The following is an 18,522-nucleotide window of genomic DNA, read 5'->3' as shown; positions in this document are numbered from 1 at the left end:
GACCCCCCCCCCCCCCCCCCCCCCCCCACCCCCCCCAACCCCCCCCCCCCCCCCCCCCCCCCCCCCCCCCCCCCCCCCCCCCCCCCGGCTCCGTGCGGCTCGGGAACGGCACCGGCCCCGCCCCGGATCCCCGCGCGCCCCGGGCGGGGGATCAGGGTCCGGGGCGCCGTCCCTCCGTGGTCCGCCGGCCGGCCACCGTACAGTGGGGAAGCGGCGGATCCCGGACCGCCTCCCCGGCCCGGGAGGGGGGCCGCCGCCGCGAGGGGCCCGGCCACCGGCCGGACGCCCCGGCATCCCGTACCGCCTCGCCGACGCGGGGATCACCGCACCGAAGAGGCCGACGCGCACATGACTTTCCGCCCTTCCCCCTCCTCCCACCCGCAGGAGCCCCTCTTCGGGCTCGACGCGATGCCCGGGGCCGGGACCGGAGCCGGGAGCGGCGGGCCGGCCCCGGCGGGCGGGGCCTTCCGGGACTCGGCGCAGGCGCGCCGCCTCCTGGCGATCCGCGAGATCCACGCCGAACCGGCCGCGGCCGCCTCACCCCGCGGCCGGCAGGTCCTCGCCCGCTTCCCCGGGGCCCGGCTGATCGAGGTGGACTCCCACTGGCGCATCCCCGAGCTGCACGGCAACGAGGGCAGCGCCGACGACTGGATGCGGATCAAGCGCCGGACGCTGGTGCTGGGCGTGAAGAAGACGCTCACCCTGCGCCCCAACGGCCGCTCCGCCGACTGGATCGCCCCGGGCCCGTCCAACGGCTGCGCCCTGGCCTGCGTGTACTGCTACGTGCCCCGCCGCAAGGGCTTCGCCAACCCGATCACCGTCTTCACCAACATCGACCGCATCGTCGCCCGCCTCGGACGTCACGTCGCCGCCCAGGGCCGCAAACCGGAGCCCAACCAGTGCGACCCCGAGGCATGGGTGTACGACATCGGGGAGAACGGCGACTGCGCGGTCGACGCACTCGTGTGCGACAACACCGCCGACCTGGTCCGCGCCTTCCGCGACTGGCCCACCGCGAAGGCGTCCTTCGCCACCAAGTTCGTCAACCCCGACCTGCTGGACCTGGACCCGCGCGGCCGGACCCGCGTCCGGTTCTCGGTGATGCCCGCCGACGACTCGCGCCTGCTGGACCTGCGCACCAGCCCGGTCGACCGGCGGATCGCCGCCGCCGCGGACTTCCTCGACGCCGGCTACGAGGTGCACTTCAACCTCTCACCCGTCGTCGTCCGCCCCGGCTGGCAGGGCGCCTGGGCGGAGCTGCTGCGGCACATGGACGACGTCCTGCCGGCGCGCGTCAAGCGGCAGGCAGGGGCCGAGGTCATCATGCTCACGCACAACGCCGACCTGCACGAGCTCAACCTGCGCTGGCACCCGCGCGGCGAGGAGGTGCTGTGGCAGCCGGAGGTGCAGCGGACCAAGCGGTCCGAGAACGGCGCCCTCAACCTCCGTTACCGCGACGACGTCAAGCGCCGGGCCCTCGGGGAGCTGCGCGAGCTGGTCGCCCGCCACGCCCCGTGGCTGGCGGTGCGGTACGCCTTCTGAGGGTCCGGCAGGTCGTCCGGCTCCGCCGGGACCCTCCGGCAGCAGGAGTTTAGGTTAGGCTAACCTTGCCTCGTGATTCCTGCTGAAGAGGCGGTCCCGGTGCCGCGCGGTCACACGCTGTCCGCCACCGGTGTGACCGTGGCGTACGACGGCGCGGACGTCGTGCACGACGCCGCACTGACCCTGCGGCCGGGCGAGGTGACCGCCCTGGTGGGCCCGAACGGCAGCGGCAAGTCGACGCTGCTGCGCACCGTGGCCCGGTTGCAGCGGCCGCGCCGGGCCGCGCTCACGATCGACGCCGGCACCGACGCCCTCGCGCTCGGCCCCCGGGAGTTCTCCCGCCGCGTGGCCCTGCTGCTGCAGGGCCGCCCCACTCCCAGCGGCCTGAGCGTGCGGGACGTCGTGGAGTTCGGCCGCTACCCGTACCGCGGCCGGTGGGGCGGGTCGGATCCCGGCGGCCGGGCCGCCGTGGACCGCGCACTCGCCCTGACCGGTGTCGCGGAACTCGCCGAGCGCGGGGCCGAGCACCTCTCCGGCGGGCAGCTCCAGCGCGTGTGGCTGGCCGGCTGCCTCGCCCAGGAGACGGGCGTCCTCCTCCTCGACGAGCCCACCACCTACCTCGACCTCCGCTACCAGGTCGAACTCCTCGACCTCATGCGCGACCTGGCCGACGACCACGGCATCGCCGTCGGCGTCGTCCTGCACGACCTCGACCAGGCGGCGGCCGTCGCCGACCGGGTCGTGCTGCTCGCGGGCGGACGCGTCGTCGCCGAGGGGACGCCCGAGGACGTCCTCGTACCGGAGCGCCTGACCGAGGTCTACGGCATCCGGATCGAGGTCGACACCGATCCCCTGACCGGCCGGCTGCGCACCCGCGCCCTCGGCCGCCACCACACCCGAACCGAAAGGCTCCGCACCGCCCCATGAGACGCCTCCTGCTCACCGCGCCCCTGGCCGCCGCCCTGCTGCTGACCGCCTGCGGCACCACCGAACCCGCCGCCGACGACTCCGGGAAGTCCACCGGGGCCCTCACCCTCACCGACGCCTCCGGCGCGAAGGTGGAGCTCGACGGCCCCGCCGAGAAGGTCGTCGGCACCGAGTGGAACGTCGTCGAGCACCTGGTCTCGCTCGGCGTCGACCCCGTCGGCGTCGCCGACGTCAAGGGCTACAAGACCTGGAACACCGCGGTCCCGCTCACCGGCGAGCCCGCGGACATCGGCACCCGCGGCGAACCCAGCACGGACACCGTCGCCTCGCTGAAGCCCGACCTGATCGTCGCCACCACCGACCTGCAGCCCTCCGCCGTCGAGCAGTTGCGCGAGGTCGCCCCGGTCCTGCAGGTCCAGTCCGCCGACGCCGCCGACCCGGTCGGGCGGATGCTGGGCAACGTCGACCTCATCGCCGAGGCCACCGGCACCACCGAGCGGGCGGCCGCGCTGAGGAAGGACTTCGAGGCGAAGCTCGCCGAGGGCGCGAAGGCCCTCGCCGACGCGGGGCTCGACGGCACCGGGATCGCCTTCGCCGACGGCTACGTCACCTCCGGCCAGGTCTCCCTGCGCCCCTACACGTCCGGCTCGCTCGTCGGCGCGGTCAACGAGCGGCTCGGCCTGAGGAACGCCTGGACGATGAAGGGCGACGAGGCCTACGGCCTGGCCGCCACCGACGTCGAGGGGCTGACCGGCCTGGGGAAGGTCCGGTTCGCCTACATCGGCAACGACCGGGACCCGAACAGCGACCCCTTCGGCAACCAGCTCGCGAAGAACCCCGTGTGGAAGTCCCTGCCGTTCGTGGAGTCCGGTGACGTCCACCGGCTGCCCGACGGCGTCTGGATGTTCGGCGGCACCGGCTCGATGGAGCGGTACGCCGACTCCCTCGTCGAGGCGCTGACGAAGAAGTAGCGCGATGACCGTCACCGCCACGACTCCCACCGCCCGTCCGGCGCCGGGCACGTCCCGGGCGGGCGCGGCCGCGGTGACGGGCGCGCTCGTGCTCCTGGTTGCCGCCCTGGCCGTCGTCGACGTCACCCAGGGCACGGCCGCGGTCGGCCCGGCCGAGGTCCTCAAGGCCCTCACCGGGCGGGCCGATCCGGCCGACGCGTCCGTCGTCGTCGCCTCGCGGCTGCCCAGGGCGGCCGCCGGCCTGCTCGTGGGCGCGGCCCTCGGCGCGGCCGGTGCCGCGCTGCAGGCCGTCAGCCGCAACGTCCTGGCCTCCCCGGACACCCTCGCCGTCAACGCGGGCTCCTACTTCGCCCTCGGACTCGTCTCCGTCACCGGCGTCTCGCTGCCCTTCCTGGCCTCCTCCGGCGTCGCCTTCGCCGGCGGGCTCGCGGCGGCGGCCGTGGTGCTGGGCCTGTCCGGGCTCGGCGCGGGAACGGTCCGGCTCGTCCTCGCCGGCACCGCGCTCGCCCTCGGACTCACCGCCGTCACCCAGGGCCTCCTGCTGCTGTTCCCGCAGGAGACCGAGGGCCTCTACCAGTGGAACCAGGGCAGCATCGGCCAGAACGGCTTCGACGGCGTGGTCCGGGCGGCGCCCGTCGTCGTCGCGGGACTCGCCGGGCTCCTGCTCGTCGCCCGGCGGGTCGACGCCCTCGCCCTCGGCGACGACGCGGCCCGCGGCCTCGGCGTCCCCGTGCGGGCGACCCGGGCCACGGCGGTCGTGCTGGCGACCCTGCTGTCCGCGGCAGCCGTCGCCCTGGCCGGCCCGATCGGGTTCGTCGGCCTGTGCGCCCCGGCGCTCGTCCGGCCGTTCGCCCGCCGGTTCCGGGGGTTCCTGCGGCTCCGGGCGGCCGTGCCGGCCGCCGCTCTGGCCGGTGCCGCGCTGGTGCTCGGGGCCGACGTGCTGCTGCGCGCCCTCGTGGCCGCGGACACCGCCGTCGCCGTGCCCACCGGTGTGGTCACCGGCCTCCTCGGCGCGGTGTTCCTCGTGGTGATGGCGGCCCGGCTGCGCGACACCGCCGGTGCCGCCGCGCCGGACGGGCTGCGCATCCGCAGCCGCGGGGCCTTCCTGGCCACGCTCACCGTGCTCGTCCTCGCCCTGGCCGGCACCGCGGTCGCCGCCGTCCTGCTGGGCGACAGCAAGCTGCTGCTGGGCGACGTGGTCCACTGGGCGCAGGGCCGGGCCGGGCGGACCGTCTCCTTCGTCCTGGACACCCGCACCCCCCGGGTGCTCGCCGCGCTCCTCGCGGGCGCCGCGCTCGCGCTGGCCGGCACCCTGGTGCAGGCCGTCACCCGCAATCCGCTGGCGGAGCCCTCCGTCCTCGGCGTCTCCGGCGGCGGCGCGCTCGGCGCGGTGGTCCTCGTGACGACGGTGCCCGCCGCCGGGACGTGGGGCGTCGCCGGGGCGGCCTTCGCGGGATCCGCGGTCACCGCGGCCGTCGTGTTCGGCCTCGCCGCGCGCGGGGGTTTCGGGCAGAACCGGCTGGTGCTCGTCGGCATCGGCGCCGCGACCGCGACGACGGCCCTGATCAGCCTGCTGATCGTGCTCACCGACCCGTTCAACGCCACGAAGGCCCTCACCTGGCTGTCGGGCTCCACCTACGGCCGGACCCCGCCCGACGTCCTGCCCCTCGCGGCCGTCCTCGCCGCCGGCGTCGCGGTGGCCGCCGTACGGCACCGGGAACTCGACCTCGTCTCCCTCGACGAGGACACCCCCCGGCTGCTCGGACTCGACCTGGGCCGGTGGCGGCTGGGCTTCCTCGTCCTGAGCGTGCTGCTCACCGCCAGCGCCGTGGCCGCCGCCGGCACCATCGGCTTCGTCGGCCTGGTCGCCCCGCACGCGGCGCGGGCCCTGGCCGGGCGGCGGCACACCCGCGTGGTGCCGGTCGCGCTGCTGCTGGGCGCCGTGCTGGTGTGTGCGGCGGACCTGCTGGGCCGCACCGTGATCGCACCGGCCCAGCTGGGCGCCGGCCTCATGACGGCCGTGATCGGAACGCCGTACTTCCTGTACGTCCTGGTGCGCGGCCGCCGGCAGCCCGCGCGGTGACCGCAGGCCCGGCCCGGGCCCCGGGCCGGGCCTGCGCCCGGTCGGGGCCCCGCGGCGCGCCCGGTGGGGAACCGCGGGGCCCCGGCCGCGCGAGGGCCCGGCGGGGGAGTGGCGCCCGGGATCCGGGAAACACGGGGCGGCGTGTCGAACATCCAGGAACACCCGCCGGCGGGCGCCCCGGGCGGCCCCGGCCTCAAGCGCGCCCTGACCACCCCCCTGCTGTACTTCTTCATCCTCGGCGACGTCCTCGGCGCCGGGGTGTACGTCCTGGTGGGCCAGGTCGCCGCCGACTCCGGCGGGGCCGTCTGGGCGCCGCTGCTCGTGGCCCTGCTGCTGGCGCTGCTCACCGCGGCCTCCTACGCCGAACTGGCGACGAAGTACCCGAGGGCCGGCGGGGCGGCCCACTACGCCACCAGGGCCTTCGGCCCGTTCGTGGGCTTCGTCGCCGGGTTCTGCATGCTCGCCGCCGGGATCGTCTCGGTCGCGGCGCTGGCCCGCGGCTTCGGCGGCGACTACCTGTCCGCCTTCGTCACCCTGCCCGTCGGGCTCGTCGCGGTCCTCTTCCTCGCCGGGCTCGCCCTGGTCAACGCCCGGGGCATCCGGGAGTCCACCCGGGCCAACGTCGTCGCCACGGTCGTCGAGGTCGGCGGCCTGCTCGTCGTCGTCGCGCTCGGCGCGTGGCTGCTGCTGCGGGGCGACGGGGACCCGGGGCGGCTCACCGATCTCGGCACGCCGGAGAAGGGCGCGGCCGCCGCCGTCCTGAGCGGGTCCGTGCTGGCGTACTACTCCTTCGTCGGTTTCGAGACCTCCGTGAACGTCGCGGAGGAGACCCGCGACCCCCGGCGTTCCTACCCGCGCGCCCTGTTCGGCGCCCTCGCCACGGCGGGCGCCGTCTACGTCCTGGTCGGCGTCGCCGCCTCGGCGGCGGTCCCCACCGGCCGGCTGGCCGAGTCCAGCGGGCCGCTGCTCGAGGTCGTGAAGGCGGCGGGCGGCGTGCCCGTGTGGCTCTTCAGCGCCGTCGCCCTGGTCGCCGTGGCCAACGGCGCGCTGCTCACCGGCATCATGTCCTCCCGCCTCGCCTACGGCATGGCCCGTGACGGTCTGCTGCCGGCCGTGCTGGCGAAGGTGCTGCCCGGCCGCCGGACCCCGTGGGCGGCCATCGCGGCCACCACCGCGCTCGCCGCGCTGCTGGCGCTGACGGGCGACGTCGCCACCCTGGCGTCCAGCCTCGTCCTGCTGCTCCTGGTGGTGTTCCTCGTGGTCAACGCCGCCGTGCTGGTCCTGCGCCGGGACCCGGGGGAGGCCGGGCACTTCCGGGTGCCCGCCGTGTTCCCCGTGCTGGGCGCCGCGTCCTGCGTCCTGCTGGCCACTCAGGTCGAGGCCGGGGTGTGGCTGCGCGGACTCCTGGTGCTCGCGGTCGGAGCGGTCCTCGCCGCGGTCGCCGCCGTCAGGCGCGGCCGGAACCCCGCTGCCGGGCCGGCTCCCTCCGGGGCGGACCCGGTCGGCGCGCGACGATGACGACCCGCCGGGCCGCGCGGCCCCCGGGCGCTCCCCGCGCGGCCCGGTCCCCGCGGCGGGCGGGGCCGCGGGGTCAGGGCAGGATCGCGTCGACGTAACCGCCGTCCACGCGCAGGGCCCCACCGGTCGTCGCGGAGGCCTGGTCGGAGCTGAGGTAGACGACCATGTGGGCGATCTCCTCGGGCTCGATCAGCCGCTGCAGCAGCGACTGGGGGCGGTGCGCGCGCATGAAGGCGCGCTGCGCCTCGTCCCAGGGGAGGTCGCGGTCCACCAGCTCGTAGACGAAGTCCTCCACGCCCCCGGTGTGAGTGGGACCCGCGATGACCGAGTTCACCGTGACGCCGGTGCCCGCGGCCTGCTTGGCGAACCCGCGGCCCACGGCGAGCAGGGCCGTCTTGGACATCCCGTAGTGGATCATCTCGGCGGGAGTGACGATCGCGGAGTCGCTGGCGATGTACTGCACACGGCCCCATCCGCGCTCGGTCATGCCCGGCAGGTAGAGCCGGGTCAGCCGGACGGCGGCCAGGACGTTCACCTCGAAGTAGCGCCGCCACTCCTCGTCGGTGATCTCCAGGGGGTCGGCGGAGCCGAAGACGCCGAGGTTGTTGACGAGGACGTCCACCCGGGGCAGCGCCTCGGCCACCCGCTCGGCACCCTCCCGCGTCGTCACGTCCGCGGCGACCGGCACCACCTCGGCGCCGGGCACCTCCCGCCCGAGCCTGTCGGCACTGTCCCGCACGCGGTCGGCGGAGCGCCCGTTGACCGCGACCCGGGCACCGGCCCGCGCGAGTCCGGCGGCGATCGCCGCGCCGATGCCCTGGGTGGAACCGGTGACCAGCGCCGTGCGGCCCTTCAGATCGATCTGCACGTCGTGCGTCTCCTCTGCCCGCGCCCGGCCCGCCCCCGCACACCCTGTGCGCCGGGTACCGGCCTTCCCGGTTCCCGGACGGAACGCCTCGAACCGCCGGAAGGAATACGCTTTTCGTAGCGCACCCGGGGCATGCGTACGGGGGCCGGTGGGACCCGGCCCTCCGGGCACCCGGAGCGGGCGAAGAGGCGGGAGACGACGTGACGGCCGAGCAAGCGGACGCGCCGGAGAACCGGGCGGAGGCCGAGGAGGTCCGCGCCGGCACGACCGGCGACGACCTGCTCCACGGACTGGAGGTGGACGACCGGCGCCCGGAGCGGCCCGTCCTCCTCGACGCCGACGGCACCCCCATCGAGACCTGGCGGGAGAACCACCCCTACGACCGCAAGGTCCGCAGGTCGGAGTACGAGCGGACGAAGCGGATCCTGCAGATCGAACTGCTGAAGATGCAGCGGTGGGTGAAGGACACCGGCCAGCGGATCGTGGTGGTCTGCGAGGGACGGGACGCGGCCGGCAAGGGCGGCACCATCCAGCGGTTCACGGAGCGCCTGAACCCCCGCGGGGCCCGCGTGGTGGCCCTGGAGAAGCCGACCGAGCGGGAGGCGGGGCAGTGGTACTTCCAGCGCTACGTGGCCCACCTGCCGGCCCGGGGCGAGATCGTCTTCTTCGACCGCTCCTGGTACAACCGCGCCGGCGTCGAGCGGGTCATGGGCTTCTGCACGGACCGCGAGTACCACCAGTTCCTCGAGCAGGCGCCGATGTTCGAGCGGCTGCTCACCGACGACGGCATCATGCTGGTGAAGTTCTGGTTCTCCGTGTCCCGGGCCGAACAGCGCACCCGGTTCGCGATCCGCCAGGTCGATCCGGTGCGGCGCTGGAAGCTGTCCCCGATGGACCTCTCCTCGCTCGACCGCTGGGACGACTACACCAAGGCGAAGGTCGAGATGTTCCGCGCGACCGACACCCCGCACGCGCCGTGGACGGTCGTGAAGAACAACGACAAGCGCCGGGGCCGGCTCGAGGCCATGCGCAGCCTCCTCGACCGCTGCGACTACCCGGCGAAGGACCACGAGGCGCTGGGCAAGCCGGACCCGTTGATCGTGGGCGCGGCGGACACCCTGCTGGAGCCCGGTGAGGAGCCCGAGGCCCTCTCCCCGACCCCCCTCGCGGGCCCCGGGCACGGCCCGGGCAGCCACCCGCACACGGACTGACCGCCGGCCCGGCCGTCCGGCCGTCCCGGGGACGGGGCCGTCTCCTCACCCGGGGGCGGCGGCCGGTCGCCGGAACGGGGCGTCATGTTCTCAACCGGTTGACAGGTTCATACCAGAGCAGGACGCTGGGAGCGCTCTCACGCACGTGCTCGTCGGTCACTGCCGATCGGAGACAGAACATGCTCCGCACCCTCGAGCGCCGGATCGCGGCCGCCGGGCTGAGCATCGCCACCGTGCTCGGTGGCTCCCTGCTCGCCACGGGAATCCCCTCGTCCGCCCGGGCCGCGGTCCCGGACACCGTCCCCCTGACGATCACCAACAACTCGGGCCGCGGCGAGCAGGTGTACGTGTACAACCTCGGCACCCAGCTGTCGACCGGCCGGCAGGGCTGGGCCGACGCGAACGGCACCTTCCACCCCTGGCCGGCGGGCGGCAGCCCGCCCGTGCCCGCACCCGACGCCTCGATACCGGGCCCGGCGGCCGGGCGGTCCACCACCATCCGCGTCCCCAGGTTCTCCGGCCGCATCTACTTCTCCTACGGCCGGAAGATGGTGTTCGGGCTGACCACCGGCGGTCTGGTGCAGCCCGCCGTGCAGAACCCCACGGACCCCAACCGCGACATCCTGTTCAACTGGTCGGAGTACACGCTCGACGACGGCGGCCTGTGGATCAACAGCACCCAGGTCGACATGTTCTCCGCGCCCTACACCGTGGGCGTGCGGCGCGGCGACGGCAGCACGGTGAGCGCCGGCAGGCTCGGGCCCGGCGGCTACCACGGGGTTTTTGACGCCCTCAGGAGGCAGCCCGGCGGCTGGGCCGGCCTGATCCAGACCCGGTCCGACGGCACCGTGCTGCGCGCCCTGTCCCCGCTGTACGGGGTGGAGACGGGCGCCCTTCCGGCGTCGATCATGGACGACTACGTCAACCGTGTCTGGCAGAAGTACTCCGGCTCCACCCTGACGGTCACGCCCTTCGCCGACCGGCCGGACATCAGGTACTCCGGCCGGGTCTCCGGTGGCGTCCTGCGCTTCACCGACGGCTCGGGCGCCGTCGTCACCAGCTTCCAGAAGCCGGACGCCTCGTCCGTCTTCGGCTGCCACAGGCACCTCGACGCCCCGAACGACCAGGTGCGCGGCCCGATCTCACGCACCCTGTGCGCGGGATTCAACCGCACCACCCTGCTCTCCAACCCCCACCAGCCCGACTCCGGCGCGGCCGGCTTCTACCGGGAGCCCGTCACCAACCACTACTCGCGGATCGTCCACGCGCACATGGCCGACGGGAAGGCCTACGGCTTCGCCTTCGACGACGTCGGTCACCACGAGTCGCTCGTCCACGACGGCAATCCCCGTCAGGCCCACCTCACGCTCGATCCCCTCGACTGATCACTCCCGCGGGACGGCCGCCGTGAGCACCCCCGTCCCCGCGCGGGGGAGCGGGCCCGGCGGCCGCGCCCGTCGCGATCCATGAAGGGGTAGGCATTTGCCTAAAGGCTTTAGGTGCATGCATAATCGGGCTCGTCGACAGGAAGGACGGGCATGGCGCGCGCAGGACTGACGGCGGACCGCCTCACCCGGGCGGGGGCCGATCTCGCCGACGAGGTCGGCTTCGAGCAGGTGACCGTCTCGGAGCTGGCCAGGCGCTTCGGCGTGAAGACGGCGAGCCTGTACTCGCACGTGAGGAACTCGCAGGACCTCAAGACCCGGATCGCGCTGCTCGCCCTGGAGGAACTCGCGGACCGGGCCGCCGAGGCGCTGGCCGGGCGGGCCGGCAAGGACGCGCTGACCGCCCTCGCCGACGTGTACCGCGACTACGCCAGGGAGCATCCCGGCCGCTACGCCGCGGCCCGGTACCGGCTCGACCCCGAGGCGGCCGCGGCCGGCGCGGGGGTGCGGCACGCCCGGATGACGCGGGCGATCCTGCGCGGCTACGACCTGGCCGAGCCGGACCAGACGCACGCGGTACGGCTGCTGGGCAGCGTCTTCCACGGCTACATCAGCCTCGAGACGTCGGGGGGCTTCAGCCACAGCGCCCCCGACACGCAGGAGACCTGGTCGCGCGTCCTCGACGCCCTCGACGCCCTGCTGCGCAACTGGCCCGCCCCCGACGGCAGCCCCGCCCCCTGACGGCAGACCCGCCCCCCGGACGCGTCCGCGGGGCCCGACCGAGCATCCGCTCCGAACCGCAGACAGGCCGGCCCATGCACGACCACGAGCACACCTGGACCACCACCCCCGTCACCGCCGGCATCCTGCGCGGCGCCCTCGAGCTGGAGCGCACCGCGCACGGCGTCCTGCCGCACCGGCTGCCCGCCCGGGCCCGCGCCCAGTGCGCCGACGGACAGCTCGCGCTGGCCGAGTCCCAGCCCTCCGGCGTGCGGCTCGTCTTCCGCACCCGGGCGACCGCCGTCGAACTGGACACGCTGCCCACCAAACGGGTCTACGCCGGAGCGCCGCCCCGCCCGGACGGCGTGTACGACCTGCTCGTCGACGGCCGGCCGGCGGGCCGGGGCACCGTGGCCGGCGGCAACACCCTGTTCGTCGACATGAGCAGCGGGACGTTCGAGCACCGGCCCGGTCCCGTGGGCACCCTCCGCTTCACCGGCCTGCCCGGACGCGACAAGACCGTCGAGATCTGGCTGCCGCACGACGAGACCACCGAACTCGTCGCGCTGCGCACCGACGCCCCCGTCGAGCCCGCGTCCGGGCCGCGGCGCGGCGTGTGGCTGCACCACGGCAGTTCCATCAGCCAGGGATCCGACGCCGGGAGCCCCACCGCCACCTGGCCCGCACGCGCCGCGGCGCTGGGCGGCGTGGACCTGGTCAACCTGGGGCTGGGCGGCAGCGCCCTGCTCGACCCGTTCACGGCGCGGGCCATGCGCGACACCCCCGCCGACCTGATCAGCGTCAAGACGGGCATCAACCTCGTCAACACCGACCTGATGCGGATGCGCGCCTTCACCCCGGCCGTCCACGGCTTCCTCGACACCGTCCGGGAGGGCCACCCCACCACCCCGCTCCTGGTCGTCTCGCCCCTCCTGTGCCCCCTCCACGAGGACACACCCGGCCCGAGCGCGCTCGATCCCGGCAGCATCGCCACGGGCAGGCTCCGGTTCCGGGCCGCGGGCGACCCCGCCGAGCGGGCCGCCGGCAAGCTGACGCTCACCGCCGTCCGCGAGGAGCTGAGCCGCATCGTGCGGCAGCGTGCCGCCGACGACCCGAACCTGCACTACCTCGACGGCCGGGACCTCTACGGCGAGGCGGACTTCGCCGAGCTGCCCCTGCCCGACGGCCTCCACCCCGACACGGCCGCCCACCGGCGCATCGGCGAGCGCTTCGCCGCCCGCGCCTTCGCGCACGGCGGCCCGCTCGCTCCACCGCGCACCTGACTGCGGGGCCGGCGGCGCGGGGCGCCGCCCCACCGCGGCGGCGGCGCTCACGACCCGTCGGCCCCGTCCGGCCGGGCATCACCGCTTGCGGGCCACACCGCCGAACATGGCGACGTCCTCGAGCGGCTCGCCGGCACCGGGGTCGGGGCGCCAGCGGTTGCAGGAGACCACGCCGGGCTCCAGGAGTTCGAGCCCGTCGAAGAACGCGGCCACGGCCTCGGGACTGCGCTGGGTCAGCTTCGGGGTGCCGTGCTCGTTCCAGAAGGCCACCGCGGCGTCGACGTCGGGCATGTCGGGCCGCGTGACGGTGTGGGACAGCACCAGGTGGCTGCCCGCCGGCAGGGCGTCCATCAGCCGTCGCACGGTCCCGTACGCCTCCTCGTCGTCACCGAGGAAGATGACCACGCCGAGCAGGACCAGCGCCACGGGCCGGCTGAGGTCCAGGGACTCGTGCGCCTGCTCCAGGATGGTGTCGACGTTGCGCAGGTCCTCGTCCAGGTACGCCGTGTGGCCCTCGGGCGAGCTGGAGAGCAGGGCCGCCGCGTGGGCGAGGACGACCGGGTCGTTGTCGACGTAGACGACACGGGACTCCGGGGCGAACCGCTGGGCGACCTCGTGCGTGTTGTCGGCGGTGGGCAGGCCGGTGCCGATGTCGAGGAACTGCCGCACCCCGCACTCGGTCACCAGGTGCCGCACCGCCCGGCCGAGGAACCCCCGGTCCGCGCGGGCGTACTCGCCGATGCCGGGGTGCAGCGCGCGGATCCGCTCCCCCGCCTTCTGGTCGACCTCGTAGTTGTCCTTGCCGCCCAGCCAGTAGTTCCAGATGCGGGCCGTGTGCGGTTGGTCGGTACGGATCCGGTGCTTCAGGTCGGCGGCGGTGATGTCGGGCATGCGATGCACTCCAGTTCGGACGGCCGGCTCTCAAACGGCAACCTATCGGCTGGAGTTGGCCGTAGCGACTCTCCGTGCGACCCGCCCGGCGCGGTGCCGGCGGTCCGCCGGGCGCGGGCCGGACGTCAGGAGTAGAGCGCTTCGATCTCCTTGGCGTACGCCTCCTGCGCCGCCCGCCGCCTGACCTTGAGCGAGGGGGTCAGCAGTCCGTTGTCCTCGGTGAACTCGCCCTCGACGAGGGTGAAGGCCCGGATGGACTCGGCCCGGGAGACGGCCCGGTTGGCGTGGTCGACGGCCCGCTGGACGTCGGCGCGCATCCGCGGGTCGCGGATGACGTCGGACAGCGGGGTGTCGGCGGGCATCCCGCGGACCGACAGCCAGTGGGCGACCGCCTCGGGGTCCAGGGTGATCAGCGCGGCGACGAAGGGGCGGTTGTCGCCGACGACGAGGCACTGGCCGACGGGCGGGCGGCTGCGCAGGCGGTCCTCCAGGACGGCCGGGGAGACGTTCTTGCCGCCGGTGGTGACGAGGATGTCCTTCTTGCGGCCGGTGATGGTGAGGTAGCCGTCCCGGTCGAGGGAGCCGAGGTCGCCGGTGGCGAACCAGCCGTCGTCGAGGACCTCGTCCGTGGCGGCCGGGTCGTTCCAGTAGGCCCCGAAGACGATGTCGCCCTTGACCTGGACCTCGCCGTCGTCGGCGATGCGCACCGCGGTGCCCGGGACGGGGAGGCCGACCGTGCCGGGACGGGGCCCCAGGGGCGGGACGAGGGTGGCGGCGGCGGAGGTCTCGGTCAGGCCGTACCCCTCGTAGACCATGATCCCGGCCGAGTAGAAGAAGAGGTTGAGGTCGCGCTCCAGGGGGGAGCCGCCGCTGATGGCGTAGCGCAGACGGCCGCCGAGTTCCTTGCGCACGCGACGGTAGACCAGCAGGTCGTACAGGGCCCGGGCGGCGTACAGGCCGGGGCCGGGGCCCTTGCCCCGGCCCAGGAACTTGTCCAGGTGGGCCTCGCCGAAGCGGACGGCGACGCGGTGGGCGCGCTCGAAGGAGGAGCCGCGGCCGATCTTCTCGGCGGTGGCCCGGCCGGTGTCGTGGATCTTCTCGAAGAGGTACGGGACGCCGACGAGGAAGGTCGGGCGGAACGCCTTCAGGGCGGGGCGGAGCTCGTCGGGCCTGATGCTCGGGCAGTGGCCGACCTCGATGCGCGCCATCAGGCAGGAGATCTGCAGGGTGCGGCCGAGGACGTGGGCGAGCGGGAGGAAGAGCAGCGTCGAGGCGGTCTGGCCGGTGACCTCCTTGAAGACGGGGTGCAGCAGTTCGACGGTGTTGGCCGCCTCGGCGTGCAGGTTGGCGTGGGTGAGGACGCAGCCCTTGGGCCGCCCGGTGGTGCCGGAGGTGTAGCAGAGCGTGGCGGTCGTGTCGGGGGTGAGGGCGCCGCGGCGCCGGACGACCTCCTCGTCGGGGACGTCCCGGCCGAGCGCGGTGAGGTCGGCGAGGGCTCCCGCGTCCAGTTCCCACACGCGCGGGGGAGCGGGGTGGCCGGCGGTGGCGGCGGTGACGGTGGCGGTGTGGTCCGGGGTCTCGGCGACGACGTACCGGGCGCCGGAGTCGCGGACGATCCACTCCACCTGGTCCGCGGAGGAGGTGGCGTACACGGGGACGCTCTGGCCGCCGGCGGACCAGATCGCGAAGTCCAGGACGGCCCACTCGTAGCGGGTGCGGGACATCACGGCCACCCGCTCGCCCGGCGCGAGGCCGGCGGCGATCAGCCCCTTGGCCACGGCGGTGACCTCCCGCGCGAAGGCCGCCGCCGTGACCGGCTGCCAGCCGCCCCGCCGCTCCCGGCGCAGGACGACCGCGTCCGGCGCCTCGGCGGCGTTGGTGAAGGGGATGTCGGCGGTGCTGCCGGTGGCGGGCCGCGGGGCGAGGGCCGCCGCCCGGGCCTCGCGGACCACGCCGTGCTCGTCCCCGACGAGCTCGACCCGGGCGCGCCGCGCCAGGTCGGTGCGTCGTTTCGCTCGTTTCAGATCCTTGCGTACGCCCATGGCGGCTCCCGGTCGCGACTGATGCGGTCGTGCTGGTGCTGTCCCGTCCATTTACTTACTCAGGAGTCAACTTACCGGTGCGTAAGGATCAGTCAATGGGGCGGGCCGGGCCGGACGGCCCGCCGTGCGGACCGCCCGGCCGGATCGGGACGCCTCCCCGCCCCCTTCGTCCAGGGCCCAACGGCCCTGATGACCGGGGCCGTTGGGGCACATGCCGCCACTGCCATACTGACCTGCGGTTTCACCGGGCGGAGCGCCTTTCCGTTCACCGCGGACCCGCCTGCCGCCCCCCCCGCACACCTCCTGGGAGTTCACCGATGCCTCGATGGTTCTGCCGGCTTTCGGACGGCGCGCCGGCCCGCCCGGCCCCGTGCGCCGAGTGGGTCACCGGCGTGGGACACGAGACGCCGAGGGGGTGCCGGCCGTGAGCGCGGACGACGCGGACTACCACGCGCTCCTGGCGCGGCACGAGGCGATGCGCCTGCGCCGGCGGCTGCTCTCCCCGGGGAGCGCCGCGGGCGCCGGCGGCCCCGGCGTCCGCCCCCCGGCCGGGGAACCGTACGACGCGGACGCCGACCGGCGGACCATCATGCGCGACCTGGACCTGGTGGCCCCGCTCGACGAGTTGATCACCTGCCTGTACCGGGCGCTGTTCGCACGGCACCCCTCGCTGCGGTCGCTCTTCCCCGCCTCGATGGAGTTCCAGCAGGCCCACCTCGCACGGGCGCTGTGGTACCTGATCGAACACCTGGACCGGCCCGACGAGATCACCGCGACCTTCACGCAACTGGGCCGCGACCACCGCAGGCTCGGCCTGCGCCCGGCCCAGTACGCGGCGTTCGAGACGGCACTGTGCGAGGCCCTGCGCGTGCGGGCCGGCGAGCGCTGGACCGCGGAACTCGAGCGGGCGTGGGTGCGGACGCTGCGGTTCGGCACGGCGGCCATGGTGCGGGGCGCGGAGGCCGCGCTGCACGAACCGCCCTTCTGGCGCGCCACCGTGACGGACCACCGGCTCGTCGGTCCGGACCTCGCGGTGCTCCGCGCCCGGCCGCACGAGGCGTTCCGGTACCGGGCCGGCCAGTACGTCGCGCTGGAGTCCGCGCGGCTGCCGCACACCTGGCGTCCGTACTACCCGGCCGGCGCACCCGGCCGGGACGGGGAGCTGGAGTTCCACGTCCGCCGCACCGGGCCCGGGGGAGTGAGCGACGCCCTGGTGCGCCGCACCGCCCCCGGGGACGAGGTGCGGATCGGGCCGCCCAAGGGAAACCTGGAACTCGGCGGGGAACCGGCCGGCGGACTGCGGCTGGTGGCCTGGGACACCGGCTGGGCCGCGATGAAGGCGCTGCTGCGGGAGCTGGAGGACCGCGCGCGGCGGACCTCCGGACACCGGATGCCCCCGGTGCACCTCATCCTGGGCGCCGACGGGCTGTACGACCCGTACGACCTGTACGACGCCGAGTACCTGGCCGGGCTCGAACGGCGCCGCCCGTGGCTGACCGTGGTACCGGTGACGGGCGGGGCGCCGGGGGAGGGCACGCACGACCGCCTGGTCCGCGCGGTGACCGGGTGCGGCCCCCTGACGGCGGGCCGCACCCTGGTGGCCGGACCGCCGGAGACGGTCCGCGCGGTGACGGCCGCCCTCGTCCGTGCCGGGCTGCCGGCCGGGCACGTCCGCCACGACCTGCCGCCGGCCGGCCCGCACGAGGTGCCGGGACCGGCGGGAGACCCCGGACCGGCAGGCACCCCGGTGCCCCCGGGACGGGCGGTGCCGGCCCGACCCGTCGCCGCCCCCGGAGCGAAGGGGCGCTGACGCGGGACCGGCCCGTGCGCCCGGGCCGGGGGCGGCCCGGCGGGAGCCGGCGGTTCACGGGCCGGCCCCCGCGGCCGGCGGACGCACCGAGAGCGTGCCGTCGGACCCGAGGACCGGGTGCACGCCGGCGCTGACGCGGTCCAGGGTCGCGCGCACCCAGGAGGCGTCCCGGTACGGGGCGCGCTCCAGCCGCATGCGCCGGGAGAGCAGGGGCACCATGCGCAGGCCGAGGAACCGGCCGGTGTCCGCCGCCACCGTGACGAAGTGGGCGAGCCGGAGGTCGTCGCGGTACTCCTCGTGACCGCCGATGCCCTCGTAGTCGTCGATGAAGTCGCCGCAGCCGTACAGGACCAGCCTGTGCCGGTACACCTCGACGGGGCGGGGATGGTGCGAGGAGTGCCCGTGGACGAGGTCGACGCCGCCGTCCACCAGGGCGTGCGCGAAACGGGTCTGCTCGCGGGGGACGCGGTACCCCCAGTTGGAGCCCCAGTGCACGGACACCACCACGACGTCGCCCGTCCGCTTCACCCGCCGCACGCGCCGCACCACCGCGTCGGCCGTGGCGGCCGACAGGTCGGGGAGACGGGCGACACCGGGGAGGGCGGCGGTCGCCGCCCAGCCGGCCGGGATCCCGCTGGAGCCCGCCCCGAGGGCGAGGACGAGGACGCGGCCGCCGCCCCGGACGGGGACGGCCACCGGCCCGTGCGCCTCCTCGGCGCTCCGTCCGGCGCCCGCCGCCCGCAGGCCCGCGCGGTGGAGGGTGTCCAGCGTCTCCTCCAGACCCGCCCGGCCGAAGTCCAGCACGTGGTTGTTGGCCAGGACGCAGACGTCGGGCCGGGCCGCGGCGAGGGCGGACACGTTGGCCGGGTGCATGCGGTAGTGGACCCCCTTGCCGGGCGCGAACGCGTCACTGCGCGTGAGGGACGTCTCGAGGTTGACGATCCGGGCGTCGGGAGCGGTCGCCTCCAGCAGCCGGAGCGCCTCGCCCCACGGCCAGGACGGGGGCACGGGCGCCGGGATCGGGCCGTTGACCGACTCGGCCAGGCGCACGTAGGACCGGGCGTCCGTGACGTACCCCTCCCGCAGCGCGGGGTCGCCGGGCCGGGCGAGGATCTGGTCGACGCCGCGCCCGAGCATCACGTCGCCGCACAGGAACAGCGTGACCGCGGTGCCGCTGGTCATGGGTCAACGGTAAGGGCTTTCGCGGAAGGGCGCGTGCGGCCGTGCGGCCCCGTCCGGGACGGTTCCCCGCCCCTTTGGCCGTGGCGGGG

Annotated in this window: 14 protein-coding genes; 10 read left to right on the top strand and 4 right to left on the bottom strand. The window is 75.2% G+C overall.

Annotation, left to right across the window (positions count from 1 at the left end):
* The first annotated feature begins 348 nt into the window (after positions 1-348).
* The 5 genes from ACZ56B_RS26465 (at position 349) to ACZ56B_RS26445 (ending at position 7,041) form a co-directional block, all read left to right on the top strand.
* The gene (locus ACZ56B_RS26465) at positions 349-1,542 is read left to right on the top strand and encodes a spore photoproduct lyase family protein (RefSeq protein WP_468795598.1); all 1,194 of its coding nucleotides are present in this window, start codon (positions 349-351) and stop codon (positions 1,540-1,542) included.
* Positions 1,543-1,614: 72 nt separating this feature from the next.
* Positions 1,615-2,469: an ABC transporter ATP-binding protein gene (locus tag ACZ56B_RS26460; protein WP_468795595.1), complete on the top strand. Its 855-nt coding sequence runs from the start codon at positions 1,615-1,617 to the stop codon at positions 2,467-2,469.
* Positions 2,466-3,440 (top strand): ABC transporter substrate-binding protein, encoded by a 975-nt coding sequence (locus tag ACZ56B_RS26455; protein WP_468795592.1) that lies wholly within the window; start codon positions 2,466-2,468, stop codon positions 3,438-3,440. Before ACZ56B_RS26460 ends, ACZ56B_RS26455 begins: the two co-directional genes overlap by 4 nt.
* Positions 3,441-3,444: 4 nt before the next feature.
* A complete protein-coding gene (locus ACZ56B_RS26450; protein ID WP_468795589.1) occupies positions 3,445-5,523 on the top strand; it encodes an iron ABC transporter permease in 2,079 nt (692 codons plus the stop codon).
* Positions 5,524-5,664: 141 nt separating this feature from the next.
* Positions 5,665-7,041, top strand: coding sequence for an APC family permease (locus ACZ56B_RS26445; RefSeq protein WP_468795586.1), 1,377 nt, complete (start codon positions 5,665-5,667; stop codon positions 7,039-7,041).
* A 73-nt stretch (positions 7,042-7,114) separates the two neighbouring features.
* Here ACZ56B_RS26445 and ACZ56B_RS26440 read toward each other — a convergent pair whose 3' ends face one another.
* Complete coding sequence (locus tag ACZ56B_RS26440) at positions 7,115-7,909, bottom strand: SDR family NAD(P)-dependent oxidoreductase (RefSeq protein WP_468795583.1); 795 nt, start codon at positions 7,907-7,909, stop codon at positions 7,115-7,117.
* A gap of 200 nt (positions 7,910-8,109) precedes the next feature.
* On the opposite strand from ACZ56B_RS26440, the gene ppk2 reads away from it, so the two are divergent.
* The 4 genes from ppk2 to ACZ56B_RS26420 all read left to right on the top strand — a co-directional run bounded on the left by ppk2 (position 8,110) and on the right by ACZ56B_RS26420 (position 12,508).
* Entirely contained in the window at positions 8,110-9,120 is a 1,011-nt protein-coding gene (gene ppk2 / locus ACZ56B_RS26435) for a polyphosphate kinase 2 (protein ID WP_468795581.1), read from the top strand.
* A 179-nt stretch (positions 9,121-9,299) separates the two neighbouring features.
* The gene (locus ACZ56B_RS26430; protein WP_468795578.1) at positions 9,300-10,505 is read left to right on the top strand and encodes a glycoside hydrolase family 64 protein; all 1,206 of its coding nucleotides are present in this window, start codon (positions 9,300-9,302) and stop codon (positions 10,503-10,505) included.
* Between the two features lie 153 nt (positions 10,506-10,658).
* Complete coding sequence (locus ACZ56B_RS26425; protein WP_468795575.1) at positions 10,659-11,246, top strand: TetR/AcrR family transcriptional regulator; 588 nt, start codon at positions 10,659-10,661, stop codon at positions 11,244-11,246.
* Between the two features lie 74 nt (positions 11,247-11,320).
* Complete coding sequence (locus tag ACZ56B_RS26420; RefSeq protein ID WP_468795572.1) at positions 11,321-12,508, top strand: GDSL-type esterase/lipase family protein; 1,188 nt, start codon at positions 11,321-11,323, stop codon at positions 12,506-12,508.
* 78 nt (positions 12,509-12,586) lie between these two features.
* On the opposite strand, the gene ACZ56B_RS26415 is transcribed toward ACZ56B_RS26420, so the two are convergent.
* Both ACZ56B_RS26415 and ACZ56B_RS26410 read right to left on the bottom strand, forming a co-directional pair.
* Entirely contained in the window at positions 12,587-13,399 is an 813-nt protein-coding gene (locus ACZ56B_RS26415; protein WP_468795569.1) for an SAM-dependent methyltransferase, read from the bottom strand.
* Between the two features lie 125 nt (positions 13,400-13,524).
* A complete protein-coding gene (locus ACZ56B_RS26410; protein ID WP_468795566.1) occupies positions 13,525-15,441 on the bottom strand; it encodes an AMP-dependent synthetase/ligase in 1,917 nt (638 codons plus the stop codon).
* A 424-nt stretch (positions 15,442-15,865) separates the two neighbouring features.
* Here ACZ56B_RS26410 and ACZ56B_RS26405 point away from each other — a divergent pair, with 424 nt between their 5' ends.
* Complete coding sequence (locus ACZ56B_RS26405) at positions 15,866-17,251, top strand: globin domain-containing protein (RefSeq protein WP_468795563.1); 1,386 nt, start codon at positions 15,866-15,868, stop codon at positions 17,249-17,251.
* A gap of 54 nt (positions 17,252-17,305) precedes the next feature.
* Here the strand turns inward: ACZ56B_RS26405 and ACZ56B_RS26400 are convergent, their stop codons facing one another.
* Positions 17,306-18,433: a CapA family protein gene (locus tag ACZ56B_RS26400; protein ID WP_468795560.1), complete on the bottom strand. Its 1,128-nt coding sequence runs from the start codon at positions 18,431-18,433 to the stop codon at positions 17,306-17,308.
* Positions 18,434-18,522: the final 89 nt, after the last annotated feature.

Source organism: Streptomyces sp. NPDC034670 (assembly GCF_055574875.1).
This window is presented reverse-complemented; position numbering and strand designations above follow the sequence as displayed.